This is a genomic window from Micromonospora sp. NPDC050784 (genome assembly GCF_044456765.1).
Classification (GTDB): domain Bacteria; phylum Actinomycetota; class Actinomycetes; order Mycobacteriales; family Micromonosporaceae; genus Micromonospora; species Micromonospora foliorum.
This window is the reverse complement of the sequence record NZ_JBITGG010000020.1, coordinates 108,314-122,217: the sequence shown is the minus strand read 5'-3', so window position 1 is coordinate 122,217 and position 13,904 is coordinate 108,314. Positions and strand designations below refer to the sequence as shown.

At 70.3% G+C, this 13,904-nt stretch carries 11 protein-coding genes; 6 read left to right on the top strand and 5 right to left on the bottom strand.

The annotated features are described in order from the left end of the window. Positions 1-47: 47 nt before the first annotated feature. Both ACIBD9_RS25155 and ACIBD9_RS25150 read left to right on the top strand, forming a co-directional pair. Positions 48-1,130: a LacI family DNA-binding transcriptional regulator gene (locus ACIBD9_RS25155; RefSeq protein WP_396721340.1), complete on the top strand. Its 1,083-nt coding sequence runs from the start codon at positions 48-50 to the stop codon at positions 1,128-1,130. Positions 1,131-1,277: 147 nt separating this feature from the next. Beyond that, positions 1,278-4,739 carry an alpha-glucuronidase family glycosyl hydrolase gene (locus ACIBD9_RS25150; RefSeq protein WP_396721339.1) on the top strand — a complete coding sequence of 1,154 codons (3,462 nt, stop codon included), beginning with the start codon at positions 1,278-1,280 and terminating at the stop codon, positions 4,737-4,739. Positions 4,740-4,936: 197 nt separating this feature from the next. Here ACIBD9_RS25150 and ACIBD9_RS25145 read toward each other — a convergent pair whose 3' ends face one another. The 3 genes from ACIBD9_RS25145 to ACIBD9_RS25135 form a co-directional block, all read right to left on the bottom strand. Next, complete coding sequence (locus ACIBD9_RS25145; RefSeq protein WP_396721337.1) at positions 4,937-7,936, bottom strand: glycosyl hydrolase family 95 catalytic domain-containing protein; 3,000 nt, start codon at positions 7,934-7,936, stop codon at positions 4,937-4,939. Between the two features lie 153 nt (positions 7,937-8,089). Beyond that, complete coding sequence (locus tag ACIBD9_RS25140) at positions 8,090-8,257, bottom strand: hypothetical protein (RefSeq protein WP_396721336.1); 168 nt, start codon at positions 8,255-8,257, stop codon at positions 8,090-8,092. Between the two features lie 33 nt (positions 8,258-8,290). Continuing rightward, a complete protein-coding gene (locus ACIBD9_RS25135) occupies positions 8,291-9,289 on the bottom strand; it encodes a hypothetical protein (protein WP_396721334.1) in 999 nt (332 codons plus the stop codon). Between the two features lie 101 nt (positions 9,290-9,390). On the opposite strand from ACIBD9_RS25135, the gene ACIBD9_RS25130 reads away from it, so the two are divergent. Then, positions 9,391-10,392: a hypothetical protein gene (locus ACIBD9_RS25130; RefSeq protein ID WP_396721333.1), complete on the top strand. Its 1,002-nt coding sequence runs from the start codon at positions 9,391-9,393 to the stop codon at positions 10,390-10,392. Here ACIBD9_RS25130 and ACIBD9_RS25125 read toward each other — a convergent pair. After that, positions 10,371-11,207 carry a helix-turn-helix domain-containing protein gene (locus tag ACIBD9_RS25125; RefSeq protein WP_396721375.1) on the bottom strand — a complete coding sequence of 279 codons (837 nt, stop codon included), beginning with the start codon at positions 11,205-11,207 and terminating at the stop codon, positions 10,371-10,373. The genes ACIBD9_RS25130 and ACIBD9_RS25125 overlap by 22 nt on opposite strands. Before the next feature lie 183 nt (positions 11,208-11,390). Here ACIBD9_RS25125 and ACIBD9_RS25120 point away from each other — a divergent pair, with 183 nt between their 5' ends. After that, complete coding sequence (locus ACIBD9_RS25120) at positions 11,391-11,735, top strand: DUF1330 domain-containing protein (RefSeq protein WP_396721331.1); 345 nt, start codon at positions 11,391-11,393, stop codon at positions 11,733-11,735. Positions 11,736-11,847: 112 nt separating this feature from the next. After that, positions 11,848-12,723, top strand: coding sequence for an alpha/beta fold hydrolase (locus tag ACIBD9_RS25115; protein ID WP_396721329.1), 876 nt, complete (start codon positions 11,848-11,850; stop codon positions 12,721-12,723). 7 nt (positions 12,724-12,730) lie between these two features. Here ACIBD9_RS25115 and ACIBD9_RS25110 read toward each other — a convergent pair whose 3' ends face one another. Beyond that, on the bottom strand, positions 12,731-12,961 hold the full coding sequence (locus ACIBD9_RS25110; RefSeq protein ID WP_387174566.1) for a hypothetical protein: 231 nt from the start codon (positions 12,959-12,961) through the stop codon (positions 12,731-12,733). A gap of 94 nt (positions 12,962-13,055) precedes the next feature. On the opposite strand from ACIBD9_RS25110, the gene ACIBD9_RS25105 reads away from it, so the two are divergent. Next, entirely contained in the window at positions 13,056-13,778 is a 723-nt protein-coding gene (locus ACIBD9_RS25105; RefSeq protein ID WP_396721327.1) for a TetR/AcrR family transcriptional regulator C-terminal domain-containing protein, read from the top strand. Positions 13,779-13,904 lie beyond the last annotated feature (126 nt).

Genomic DNA, 13,904 nt, shown 5'->3' with positions numbered 1-13,904 from the left:
CGGCCGCCATAGCATGATCACGGCGCGTAGCCGGGAGGAGCATGCAGATGCCCGACCACACCAGGCCGCCGGGACAGCGAGTCACGATCTACGACGTCGCCCTGGAGGCCGACGTCTCACCGTCCACGGTGTCCCGCGCCTTCTCCCGACCGAGTCGCGTCAACTCCGAGACCGCCGAACGGATCCGGCGGGTCGCCGAGCGGTTGGGCTACCGGACCAACCCCCTCGCTCGCGCCCTCACCACGTCTCGCACGCGGATGATCGCGCTGGTCATCGCCGACATCACCAACCCGGTGTACGCGGAGATCGTGCGCGGCGCCCAGGAGGCGGCGACCGACGACGAGTACACCACGGTGCTGATCGACGCCCAGGAGTCCGACCGGCTGGAACGGGCGGCGGTCGAGCGCACCATGTCGACGGTCGACGGCATCGTGCTGGCCAGCAGCCGGATGTCCGACTCGGCCATCCGGATGGTCGCCAAGCAGCGGCCGGTGGTGGTCCTCAACCGCGCTCTCGCCGACGTGCCCTGCGTCGTCACGGACAACCCCCGTGGGGTCCGGCGGGCCGCCGAGCACCTCGGCGAACTGGGGCACGACCACATCACCTACGTCGCGGGGCCGCAGGCGTCCTGGCCCAACGGCATCCGCTGGCGGTCGCTGCTCGAGGCGGGCATGGAGCTGGAGATCAAGGTACGCCAGATCGGGCCGTTCAGCCCGACCATGGCGGGCGGTGAGCGGGCCGCGCAGGAGCTGTGCGCGCGGCCAGCGACGGCGGTCCTCGCCTTCAACGACCAGATGGCCATCGGGATCATCCGCGGCCTCAGCCGGATGGGTGTCAACGTTCCGGGTGACGTCAGCGTCGTGGGTTTCGACAACATCCTCGCGGCCGACATCGTCACACCCGGGCTCACCACCGTCGCGGCACCGCTCTACGCGGAAGGCTCGGCCGCGACCCGGCACCTGCTCACGATGATCGGAGGGGCGCCCGGGCACACCGGCCGGCCGATGGTCCTGCCGGTCCGCCTCGTGGTCCGCGACTCGACGGCCGCGCGCAACCCGAGCCCCGGTCGGGCCCGACCACCGTGGGTACGGCAGCGGCCCGTTCCCGGCCCGGCGGCCCACCTGCCGTGAGGTCGCCCGGCCCCGCGACAAGAAACGACAACTCGTTGCCGAGGCGGAGCCACCCGAGACAGGATCGACGCACATCCATCCATCGACGTCGTCGCGCTCGCGGGACGGGCCGAACGGCGTCCGCAGCGGACGAACGAGGAGATGGCGATGAACCGAGCTTCGGTGCCCCGGCTACGGCGAACGCTCATCGTGCTGGGCACGGCACTCGCCACCGTCGCGGCCACCCTCACGGTCGCCACCACCACGCCGGTCGCCGCGGCCCCGTCGCCCGACGACTACAACGGCTCCGACCTGTGGCTGCGGTACGTGCCGGTCGACGACGCGAAGCTGCTGCGCGACTACCGCCGCGCGGCCACCGCGATCGTGGTCGAGAACGCCGACGCCACGAAGGTCCACCGGCACACGACGGACCTCGCCATGGAGCCCGGTTCCACCGAGAAGCTCGTCGAGACCACGCTGGGCGCGGCCCGGGACGAACTGGTACGCGGCCTGGGCGGGCTGCTCGGTCAGCCGACACCCGTGGCGACGCTCGACGGCGGCACGGTCCCGGACGGCGCGGTCGTGGTGGGCACACCGACGAGTTCCCCGCTGGTGGGCCGCACCATCGCGGCCCGCGACCTGGCCCGGGTGGGCGACGAGGGCTACCTCGTCCGCTCGGTGTCGAAGGGCAGGGCACGGTTCACCGTCATCGCCGGCAACACCGACCTCGGCGCGCTGTACGGCACCTTCGCCTTCCTCCGGCTCCTGCAGACCCAGAAACCCATCGACCACCTCCGCGTCGCGGAGTCACCGAAGATCAAGCACCGGTTGCTGAACAACTGGGAGACCGAGCGTCTCTACGCGGGCAACAACGCCTCCGGGCTGGGCGGGCTGAACGGGGAGAGCGGAGCGATCTTCAACTTCGCCGCGACCGGGGCCAGCGCCGGCCGGAACCTGCCCGTCATCCTCGACCGCTACCTCGTGATGGCCCGCGCGCTGGCGTCCCTGGGTATCAACGGCATCACCATCAACAACGTCAACGCCGACAACGCGTACCTGACGAGCGCCCGCATCGCGCAGGAGGCCGCCCTCGCCGACGCGCTGCGTCCGTACGGCATCAGGTTGGGCCTGTCGATCCGCTACACCGCGCCCACCGACAGCCGGTTCGCTCCGGACACGCTGACCAACAGCCAGCTCGACCCGTACGGCGCGGACTTCCGGGGCTGGTGGCACCGCCGGGCCCAGCAGATCCAGGCCGCGATCCCGGACTTCATGGGCCTCACCGTCAAGGCCAACTCCGAGGGCCAGCCGGGGCCACAGGACTTCGGGTACGACCACGGTGACGGCGCCAACGCCATCGCCGCCGCGGTGGCGCCGCTCGGGATGACCGTGCACTGGCGGACGTTCGTCTACAACGCCGAGGTCGACAACGACCGGCTCAAGCGGGCCTACCTGGAGTTCGGGCCGATCGACGACGAGGTCCAGCCGGACGGGAGCCGGGGACGCTTCGCCGACAACGTGTTCCTGCAAACCAAGAACGGGCCACTGGACTTCCAGGCCCGGGAGCCCATCCACCCGATGTTCGGCCGGATGGAGAACACCAACCAGGCCCTGGAACTCCAGATCACGCAGGAGTACACCGGTCAGAACTGGATGCTGGCCTACCTCGGCCCGATGTACGAGGAGATCCTCAAGACCGACACGTACGCGACCGACGCGAACGGAAAGCTGCTCAAGGAGCGCCTGGTCGGCGACATCGTCGACGGGACCGCCCAGCACCACCCGGACACCGCCATCGTGGGGGTCGCCAACCTCGGCAACGCCGACAACCTGACCGGGCACCACTTCGCCCAGGCGAACCTCTTCGCCTTCGGACGCCAGGCGTGGGACTGGACGCTCGACTCGGCGGACATCGCGACCGACTGGACGCGGATGACCTGGAGCAACGACCGGCGGGTCGTCGACACCATCCGCAGGATGATGATGGGCTCGTGGGAGTCGCTGGTCAGCTATCAGACGCCGCTGGGCATCGGCCACCAGTTCGCCGAGGGCGCCCACTACCGTCCCGACCCGGCCGACTGGGCCGGCCGCGACGACTGGAGCCCGATCTACTACAACAAGGCCGACAGCGTCGGTCTGGGCTTCGACCGCTCCCCCACCGGCAGCAACCTGGCCGCCCAGTACTTCCCCCGCTTGCAGCAGCGCTACGGGAACATCGACTCGGTCCCGGAGAACCTGCTGATGTGGTTCCACCACGTGCCGTGGGGCCATCGGATGGACAGCGGCCGGACGTTCTGGAAGGAACTGGTCTACCGCTACCAGATGGGCGTGCAGTACGTGACCTGGATGCGGGAGACCTGGGACGCGCTCCAGCCCGACATCGACGCACGCCGGTTCGCGGAGGTACGCGCCAAGCTTGCGGTGCACGAGGCGGACGCCGCCGACTGGCGGGACACCTCGGTGAACTACTGGAAGGAGTTCAGCGGGCGGGACATCCCGGTCGACGACGCGCCACTGTCGGCGACGATCGTGGTGAACGGGAAGACGTTCGGCGGCTTCAACCTGTCGGACACCTCGTACACCATCCCGGTGCCGGCCGGGGCGTCGCCGACCATCACCAAGGTGCGGACGGCCGACCGGAAAGCCCGCTACGAGATCATCTCCCAGGCTGCCGACGTACCCGGCCAGGCGGTCGTCAAGGTCACGACGGAGAGCTTCTTCGGCCCCCTGGTGAAGAACTACGTCTTCAACCTGGTGCCGGACACGACGCTGACGGCCCTGCGGGTCGACGGCAGGCACCTGACGTCGTTCGCGCCGACTGTGCTGCACTACAACGCCCTCGCGCCGGCCGGCACCACGACCGTGCCGACGGTCACCGCCAGCGCCGCCGACCGCAGGGCCTCGGTAGCGGTCGAGCAGGCGACCAGCCCCACCGGGCAGGCCCGGGTCACCGTCACCAACGGCGGTGCCTCGTCGGTCTACACCGTGGACCTGAACACCACCATCACCGGCAGCGACGAGTTCGACTCGACCCAACTCGGCCCGCAGTGGCAGTGGGTCCGGCCGGACGAGAGCAGCCGGCGTCTGGCCGACGGATCCCTGCTCATCACCGCGCAGCAGGGCGACCTTCAGGGCAACACCAACACCGCGAGGAACCTGGCCCTCCAGGACGTCGACGGCGACTGGTCGGCCGAGTCCAGGGTCGTCTTCTCCCGCCCACTCAGCACGAACAACGAGCAGGGCGGCGTTCTCGGGTACGCGGACGACGACAACTACGTGAAGCTCGCCTGGGAGATGAGCAACGCGGCCGCAGCCGTCAACAAGGCCCGGATCGTCTTCCTGCGTGAACAGAACGGCACGGCGTCGACGCTGGAGATCACCGGTGCCGACGCCCAGCGGATCGTCGGGGCCGACGGCGCCATCTGGCTGCGACTGACCAAGATCGGGGACACCTACCGCGCCTACTACTCGAGCGACGGAAGCGTCTACCGCTACCTCGGCTCCACGACGCTGAACGTCGAGCCGACGAAGGCCGGGCTGCTGGCCTTCAACCGGGCCGGCACCTCCACCGACCTCGACGTCGCCTTCGACTACTTCCGGATCGAGAGCCGCGGCGAGCGCATCCGCTGAGCATGCGCGTTGGCTGGCCCGGCATGTCGATGTGCTGTTGAGCGGTATACCTCAGAGTCATATTCATACCTCTGAGGTATACCGCTCGATACCGCGTCCGCCCCGACCGAGGCGACCGCCGCACCGCGAGCCGCGACCGGGCCCGTCCCCAGATTGGGACGGGCCCGGTCGTGCTCCCCGAGCAGGATCCGGTGCCGTCAGCCGCCGATCGCGACGGCGAAGATGTGCATGGTCGGCACGTTCGTGGCGGGCCGGGCGCTGATGTTCGGCAACACGACCGAGGCCACCGCCTTGCTCTGCAACGCGACACCCACGTAGTAGATGCAGGCGGCGGTGGCCTGGCGGCCGTTGTTGGGCCGGTTCTGGTACGCCGACACGATGGCCGCGGTGCCTCCGGCGTGCGGCCCGCCGTACCAGTCGGGGCTGCTCAGCGTGAACGCCTGGCGGGTGCCGTCGGCGTAGACGACCGTGCCGGTCCCGGACACCGCGCCGTAGGTGCCGGTCAGCAGGAAGCCGAGTGTGCTGCCGGTGCCGGTCACCCCGATGGTCTGGCCCGAGGCGATGGCGTTGTCGGCGGCCCCGGAGCTGACGTTGGGCCAGCGGAAGTTGACCCCGTTTCGGCTCACCGTGCCGCCCGGGCTGGCGCCGGCCTGCGCCAGGGCTTGCGCGGAGAGCGAGGCCCCGCCGCCGTCGAAGTTCCCGACGTTTGTGTTGCTGTCGCTGGTGATGCCGACGTTGCTGAAGCTCTGCTCCAGCGTCGGTGTGGTGGCGCCGGAACTGGTGACCCGGTACGTGCGCCCGGCCTGCACGGTGACGTCGATGAGGTCGGACTCGATCCGGGTGGTCCGGGCCGCCGTACCGTCGGCGGTGTCGACCACCGTGACGGTGCCGGTCAGGATCCGGGAGCGCAGGCGGACGGTGCCGGCGCGGTCCGGTCGGATGAGGATCTCGGTGGCCAGACCGCTCGCCCAGGTGACGCTGACAGTGTGCCCGCCCCGACCGCGCAGGCCCGTCACCCGTCCGCTCGGCCAGGCCGGCGGCAGCGCGGGCAGGACGTGCAGCTCCCCGGTATGGCTCTGCAACAGCATCTCGGCGATGCCGGCGGTGGCGCCGAAGTTGCCGTCGATCTGGAACGGCGGGTGCAGGTCGAACATGTTGGGCGCGAGCCGGGCGGTGGTGGCGAGGTAGCGGATCAGGTCATGGGCCCGCTTGCCCTCCTCCATCCGAGCCCAGAAGTTGATTTTCCAGGCCAACGACCAGCCCGTGCCGTCGTCGCCGCGCAGCGCCAGGGTCCGCCGGGCCGCCTCGAACAGCTGCGGGGTGCCGCGCTTGGTGATCTGGTTGCTGGGGGCCAGCCCGTACAGGTGCGAGATGTGCCGGTGGTTGGGCTCGGTCTCCACCCAGTCGTAGAGCCACTCCATGATGTTGCCGCGCGAGCCGATCTTCATGGGCGGGAGCCGGTCCCGGGTGGCGCGAACCTGCGCCCGGAAGGTGCTGTCCACGTCGAGGATCTCGCTCGCCCGAGCGCACGCGTCGAACAGGTCCCGCAGGATCTGGTTGTCCATGGTGGGGCCGGCGCACACGCTGGCGTTCGCGTGGTGGCTCAACTCCGGCGAGTTCGACGGGTTGGTCACCAGGTAACCGAGGGTCGGCTCGGTCACCAGGGTGTTGAGGAAGAACTGCGCCGCGCCCTTCATGGCCGGGTAGTTCGTCCGCAGGAACTCGATGTCGCCGTTGAACAGGTAGTGGTCCCAGATCAACGTCGACAGCCACGCGCCGCCGGTCTGCCACATGCCCCAGAACGCGCCGTCCACCACGGCGGTGGCCCGCCACGCGTCGGTGTTGTGGTGGGTGACCCACCCGCTGGCAGCGCCGTACTGCACCTGGGCGGTCCGCGCCCCGGTGACGGCGAGGTCTCGGACCATGTCGAAGACCGGGTTGTGGCACTCGGCCAGGTTGGTGGTGTTGGCCGGCCAGTAGTTCATCGGCAGGTTGGCGTTGATCGTGTACTTCGAGTCCCACGCCGGAGCCAGCGAGTCGTTCCAGATGCCCTGGAGGTTGGCCGGCTGGGTGCCGGGCCGCGACGACGAGATCAGCAGGTACCGGCCGTACTGGAACAGCAGCGTGGAGAACTGCGGGTCGTTGACGGTGTTGTGCTGGGCGATCCGGACGTCGGTCGTCTGGTCGGCCGCGGATGTGCGGCCCAGATCGAGCGTGACCCGGCCGAACAGCGCCTGGTAGTCGGCCACGTGCCGGCTGCGCAGCTGGTCGTAGCTGCTGGCGCGCGCGGCGGTGAGGCGCTGCCGGGCGACGCCCTGGTAGTCACCGCCGACGTTGCGGTAGTTGACGTAGCTGGAGCCGATGGAGATCAGCAGGACCACGCTGTTGGCGTTGGTCACCCGCAGGGTCCCGCCGGAGCTGGACACGCTGCCACCGCTGACGGTCGCGTTGGCCAGGGCGAGGAAGCGGACCGCGCCGGTGACGCCCTCCATGTTTCCGGAGACGCCGTCGAGGCCGATGGTGGTGCCGTCCGGGCTGGACACCGTGGTGCGCTGCGGGCTGTCGAAGGTGGCGGTGAAACTGATCGAGCCGGTGCGGTCGGCGGTCAGTCGCATCGCGATGACCTGATCCGGCGCGCTGGCGAACACCTCCCGCTGGTGACGCACACCGTTCAGCACGTACGACGTGGTGACGGTGGCGGTGGTGAGGTCGAGCGTCCGGTCGTACTGGGACGCTCCGCTGGCGGATCCGAAGGCGAGCCGGAGGTTACCCACGGTCTGGTAGGCCAGCTGGCCGCCGGGGTTGCCCATCATGGTCTGGTTGATCAGATCCTGGGCCTGGGTCCACTGGTTCGCGTTGACCAGCCGCCGGATCTCCGCGAGCGCTCCCGCGCCTCGGGGGTTGCTGGGATCGTGCGGGCCACCGGCCCAGACGGTGTCCTCGTTGAGCTGAAGTCGCTCGGCGTCGACGTTGCCGAAGACCATGGCCCCGAGCCGGCCATTGCCGATCGGCAGCGCCCGCAGCCAGTCGGTGCCGGCCCCCTCGTCGTACCAGAGGGCGAGGTCCCCGGCGGCCAACACCTGCGGCGGTGCCACCGAGTCCGCCCGCGCCGTGGCGGTCCACGGCACCGGCAGGATAGCGCCGCCCGCGCCGGCTGCGCCGATCTTGAGGGCTTGCCGTCGGGTCAGGTCTGACATCGATCCTCCAAACGGTGACCAGTCCGGCCACCCCGAAGCGTGACAACTATGGGACTCGACATGGGGATCCGCTTGGTGGGGCCAACCGGGACCCCGCTGGAGCAGGCCGACGCAGGCCTTGGCGAGCCAGACATCTGATGTGTTTCGGGAAGGTTACTCCGGAGCCACAGAATAGGCAACGGTCGATCGAAGGGTGGGCACGATGCCCATCCGGCCGGTCAGCAAGACGCAGGGACTGGTGAGCAGCAGCGAATCGACGCGGCGCAGCGCCGCGATTCGCGAGATCGACGCCCACGACCACGCACCCGGATGGACATACATCAGATGTACGATCCCCTCCCGGATCGGTCCGCGTCAGGGAGCCGCCGTGGCATCGCGTGCTGACTGCCGCTCGGCACGGCGCCGACCGGTGTTCGCGACGATCAGCAGGCCAGGGATGGCACCGAGCAACCAGACCGCGATCAGCGGCCAGTGGATCAGCGCGCCCACCGCACCGCGGATCCGCGGGATCATCCCGACGGTGTACGACGCCTGCTGGTCCCAGGTTCGGCAGGACAACGAATAGGCGCCGGGCACGGGCACGTCGAAGGAGGCGACCCAGGCGTACGAGGCGTAGTCGCCCCCGTAGTCGCCCGGCGCGATGGTGACCACCGTCGCCGACACGACCACCTGGTCGACGCCGGTGACCTGGCAGTCCGGATCTCGCGGCGCAGAACCCACGGCGAAGACCGCGTACCGGCCGGCCGCCGGCAGCCTCAGCTCGCCCGACTGGCTGGCCGAGGCCGCATACGGTCCGACCGCCCCGTACTCGACCCAGTCCTGCCATTCTGTGCTGCCCTCCGCACCGAGCTGGACCGTCGTCTGCCCGAGCAGGGCGCCCACCACGGCGACGATCGCCCCGGCGACGAAGCCACGTCGGGTCGGCACGGGCCCCGGCCGCTCCCGACCTCGGCCGAGCAGGTGGCCGACCGTCGCGCCGCAGGCGGCCAGCAGAACGCTCCCGACCAGGACGTCCCGCCACGGCGCCGACCCGGTGAGCGGGATGACCCACCGGTAGACCGCCAACGTCGTACCCACGAACACCGCGCTGACCAGCGTGACCGCGACCACCGCCGCGACCAGGGTCCGCCCGGCACGACGCGGACCGGGACGCCGCGCTGCCACCACGGCCGCGAGGACGGGTGCCGCCCCCACGGTCCACCACAACGCCGCGCCGACCCTGGCGTTCTCCTCCCACCGGTGCGTCCACTCGAAGAAGACCAGCGGGGCCGGCACCGTCACCAGCAGCCACACCGCCAGAGCCATCGGTCCGGGGACCGACCGCCCCACCACCCGCCAGGTCGCCGCGTTCATGCACCGATCATCGGGCATTGAGCACAGCGGCTCCCGTACGCAATCGGGTTGTTCTCCGCCGCCATACGGGTGACCATGGGCGGCATGGCGGGAGCTCGGGGATGAGGTCGCCGCTTCAAGGTGGACTACCGCCGGGCGGCGCGGCGGTCGTCGGAGCCGTCGTGGAGATCGCCTGCGACGAGTCGGGATTCTCGGGCACGAACCTGCTGCACTCGACCGCCCCGGTGATCACGCACGCGAGCGTCGACCTGACCCTCGACGAGGCCATCGCGCTCATCACCGCCCTGCGGTCCGGGTTCCGGTTCGCACCGCACGAACTCAAGTCCGGGCGGTTCCTGCGCGGCTCGGGCGCGGACGAGGCGCTGGAGTGGTTCCTGGCGGCGCTGGCCGGCCGTGCGCACGTCCACCTCATCGACAAGGAGTTCTTCCTCGTCACCCGGATCGTCGACTTCCTGCTGACCGAGCCGTCGTACGCGGCGGGCACCCGCCTCGCTCGCGAGCACCATCAGGCCGCTCTCGCCCTGCACGAGGCCGGACGCTCGACCGGAGGCGACTGGGACGCCTTCCTGTCGGCGTTCGTCGATCTGGTCCGGATGAAGCGGCGGCTTCCGGTCGACCAGACGGTGCGGCGGTTCTTCCAGGCCCGCGACGCGCTACGGCGGCACGGGCTCGGCGCGGTGGCCGATGCCGTCCTCGACGGTCTTCGCCCGAGTCACGTGCGGTCCGTGGTGGCCAGGCTCGACGTCGACGACCGCACGGTCCCTCCCCCGCTGGAACCGCTGTTGCCGGCGCTGGCGGAGACGGTCCTGTCCTGGAGCGGCGGCCGGCGGCAGGTGCTGGTGACCCACGACGAGCAGAGCGCCCTGACGGCCGACCGGCTGACCCGTCTCCAGCGGGTGTTGGCCGACAACGGCGACGCGCCGGCGGCCGGCCTCGACCGGGCCGGGGCACTGCCGAACGGGGTGTCGCCCCTGGCCGGGCTGGTGGTGGTCGACTCCCGCGACGATCCGCGCGTCCAGGTCGCGGATCTCCTCGCGGGAGTGGCCCGGCGGATCCCCGGCATCATCGACGACGCGCTCCGTCAGCGGCCGCCTGCGGGGTGACGGGCGGCAGCCGAGTCACTATCGGCACGGGCTCGGAGGGCTTGCGTGGTCGCCGAGTCAGCGGGAAAGAACGCCTCGACGGCCAACCCGGCGACTGTGACATCGCGCGGCGTGCCGAAGAGGGTCGTGGTGCTGACGAAGGACAGCTCCTGGTCACCGTGCCGGTATCGCAGCGGGACGAGAACACGGGAGAGGGCATCGCCGACCGGTGTCGTGTCGACGTCGCCACCGGGATAGCCGCGAAGCTCCTCGTGCAGGTCGTACAGGATCGGGTCGTTGGTTGACGTCGCCTGCTGGTGCAGCCGTTTCAGCAGGTGGGCACGCCACTCGGGCAGGTTGACGATGCGCGGTGCCAGACCGTCGGGGTGCAGGCTGAGGCGCAGCACGTTGATCGGTGGGGTGAGCAGGTACGGCTGCGCGTCCATGGTGAACAGGGCGACGGCAGGGTTGGCGTCGACGAGGTGCCAGTGCTCGTCCACGAGCAGCGCGGGGTACGGACGGTGACCGTCGAGGATCTGCCGTACGGCGGCGCGTACCGGTGCCAGCTCGGGGTCGCTGAGTTCGTGGCGGGGGTAGGCGGGCGCGTAGCCGCCGGCCAGCAGCACCGTGTTGCGCTCGGCCAGCGGCATCTCCAGGTGTTCGGCCAGCCGCAGGATGAGGTCGGGGCTCGGCCGGGACCGGCCGGTCTCGACGAAGCTCAGATGCCGGGTCGACACTCCCGCCTCGATCGACAGGTCGAGCTGGCTCATGCCGCGAGTTCGGCGCCAGTCCCGCAGCAGTTCCCCCACTGGTCGTCCCGGCCGGGTCGAGATCATCACTCACCGACCCTAATTCCGCGTCGGCACCCGGGCCATTACCTGCGAGGTAATCGACAGCCCACCAGGACAGCGGAAATAGTGCTTCCGACACCACCGATCCGGCGCCGCGACGCGGCGGCCCACGCCGCCTGCCGCCACCGCGACCCGGGGCAGAAGACCAGACGCAAAGGACAGGCAATCATGACCGCGTACGCGCTCGCGCACCTCCGCAAGGCACCCGTGCACGCCGAGGTGCTGACGTACCTGGAGCGAATCGACGCCACCCTCGCGCCTTTCGCGGGCCGGTTCATCGTCCACGGCGGTGCCATCGACGTCCTGGAGGGCGACTGGCCCGGCGACGTGATCGTCATCGAGTTTCCCGACCTGGCCCGGGCCCGCTCCTGGTACCAGTCCAGCGACTATCAGGAGATCAAGCCCTTGCGGACGAGGCACCTCACCGGCGAGGTGATTCTCGTCGACGGAGTCGAGCCCGGCCACGACTCGTCGCAGCTGGCCGCGACCATCCGCCGCGCCACCGATCGGTAACCCCGGACCCTCGCCCCGCCCGGGTCGACGCGCGCGCGTCGTCTCGAAGAACCGGGTGGCTCGCCGCCCGCAAGGCACGACGACTCCGGTCGGCCGGCCGTAGTCTCATCGGATGCAGGACATCCAGACGCACACCCTGGTCATTCCCGGCGTCGACCTGGTCTACGACGTCCGCGGTCCGCTACCTCCCACTGGCGCCCGACGCGCGCTGCTCATGATCGGCCAGCCGATGGCGGCGGAGGGCTTCACCGCCCTCGCCCCGCACTTCACGGACCGCACGGTCCTCACCTACGACCCGCGTGGCCTGGGCCGCAGCGTCCGCAAGGACGGTCGGTCCGACCATACGCCGCAGCAGCAGGCCGCCGACCTGCACGCGCTCGTCGAGGCGCTCGACGTCGGTCCGGTGGACGTGTTCGCCAGCAGCGGCGGCGCGGTGACCGCACTCGAACTGGTCGCCACCCACCCCGGCGACGTCGCCACCCTGGTGGCGCACGAGCCGCCGATCAACGCCGTGCTCCCCGACGCCTCTGCCGCCGAGCGCGCCCGAGCCGGCTTCTACGAGGCGTACCAGGCGAAGGGCTCGGGTGCCGGGATGGCCGCGTTCATCGCGATGACGTCCTGGCAGGGCGAGTTCACCGATGCCTACTTCGCCCAGCCCACCCCCGACCCTGCGATGTTCGGCATGCCCGCCGACGACGACGGCAGCCGCGACGATCCGCTGCTGTCGAAGAGCTCGTGGGCGATCACCGACTATCGTCCCGACGCGGGTGTGCTCACCGCCGCGCCCACCCGGATCGTGGTCGCGGTCGGCGAGGAGTCGGCCGGGACGTACACCGCTCGCACCGCCCTGGGACTCGCGGCGCTGCTCGGTCAGGAGGCCGTGGTGTTCCCGAGCCACCACGGCGGGTTCCTCAGTGGCGAGTTCGGCTACGCGGGCAAGCCCGAGGAGTTCGCCGTGCGGCTGCGGGAGGTCCTGGACGCCGGCTGACGTCCGCTCAACCCGTCGTGTCCGAATAAACCTCGACGTCGTAGAGCAGCTGCACGTTGCGGCGCCCGTTCGTGATGCCGACGAAGACCGGGTCGCCGAACGGGGTGCGGCCCTGGCGCCACACCTGCTCCCGGGCCGCCTCACGCGACTCGTGATGGAACCTGCCCTCCTGGTGCAGTTGCAGCACCCGACGGGCGGTGGTCCGGTCAGTGTCGAGGTGAACTCGCAGGAGAGGCATGCCGGAACCTCCTTGCCAACCGTCAGCACAACTTACGTACGGACATCCACCTTACCGTCGTTAAATAGCCTGTCCACGTGTTTAGGATGGCTCCATGACCACCGTCGAGCCCGGTATGTCCACCTCGCCGTCGATGGCGCGAGACAACGGCACCGCACCGCCGGTATGGCTGCGTGCGGTGCCGTCGCGGGCGCGGCGCAAGCCGCCACTGAGCATCGAGCGCATTGTGGACGCGGCGGTGATCGTGCTTGACGAGCTTGGTGCCGAGGGCCTGACGATGCGCTGCCTCGCGCAGCGGCTCGACGTGACGGCGACCGCGTTGTACTGGCACGTGCGGACGAAGGACGACGTGCTGGACCTGGCCGTCGACCAGATCTTCGGCGACGTACCGGTTCCGGACGCCAGCGACAACTGGCTGGAGGACATCCGCCTCCTCGCTCGTGCCTGGCGCGGTGCCATGCTCGACCACCCCTGGGCGCCAGGGCTCGTCGGGCGCCCCATGCTCGGTCCCAACGTCCTGGCCCGCACTGAGTTCCTGCAATCGGCGCTGGTACGCGGCGGCTGCAGCGGCCTTCACCTCGCGGTGACCACGCGCCTGCTGGCCAACTACGTCATCGGCGCCTCGCTCACGGAAGCCACCTGGCGACGGACCGGGGCGCCCGAAACCCGGGCGGCTGCCCGGGCCCATATCGTCGCGCGCGCCGACGCCTATCCGACTCTCGATGCCTCTGGCCACCTCGACGACACCCGATGGGATGACGAGCTTCTGTTCGAGGAGGCCCTCAACGGCATCCTCCAGACAGCGGCGCGGCGGTAGCGAGCCGACCGGCCTCGGCGCCATCGGACGTCGCCACCCCCGCCGCGTGCTCCGCACGGCCCGGACGCGGAATTTCCCGCAGCTGACCCCAGCAGCCGTATCGTGGGAGGCAGCGGCGACGATCTG

Coding starts and splice junctions, on each gene's coding strand:
- ACIBD9_RS25130 (WP_396721333.1), top strand. CDS start 9,391: ATGAGGTCGCCGCTTCAAGGTGGACTACCGCCGGGCGGCGCGGCGGTC.
- ACIBD9_RS25140 (WP_396721336.1), bottom strand. CDS start 8,257: ATGTATGTCCATCCGGGTGCGTGGTCGTGGGCGTCGATCTCGCGAATC.
- ACIBD9_RS25150 (WP_396721339.1), top strand. CDS start 1,278: ATGAACCGAGCTTCGGTGCCCCGGCTACGGCGAACGCTCATCGTGCTG.
- ACIBD9_RS25120 (WP_396721331.1), top strand. CDS start 11,391: ATGACCGCGTACGCGCTCGCGCACCTCCGCAAGGCACCCGTGCACGCC.
- ACIBD9_RS25105 (WP_396721327.1), top strand. CDS start 13,056: ATGACCACCGTCGAGCCCGGTATGTCCACCTCGCCGTCGATGGCGCGA.
- ACIBD9_RS25115 (WP_396721329.1), top strand. CDS start 11,848: ATGCAGGACATCCAGACGCACACCCTGGTCATTCCCGGCGTCGACCTG.
- ACIBD9_RS25145 (WP_396721337.1), bottom strand. CDS start 7,936: ATGTCAGACCTGACCCGACGGCAAGCCCTCAAGATCGGCGCAGCCGGC.
- ACIBD9_RS25110 (WP_387174566.1), bottom strand. CDS start 12,961: ATGCCTCTCCTGCGAGTTCACCTCGACACTGACCGGACCACCGCCCGT.
- ACIBD9_RS25135 (WP_396721334.1), bottom strand. CDS start 9,289: ATGAACGCGGCGACCTGGCGGGTGGTGGGGCGGTCGGTCCCCGGACCG.
- ACIBD9_RS25155 (WP_396721340.1), top strand. CDS start 48: ATGCCCGACCACACCAGGCCGCCGGGACAGCGAGTCACGATCTACGAC.
- ACIBD9_RS25125 (WP_396721375.1), bottom strand. CDS start 11,207: ATGATCTCGACCCGGCCGGGACGACCAGTGGGGGAACTGCTGCGGGAC.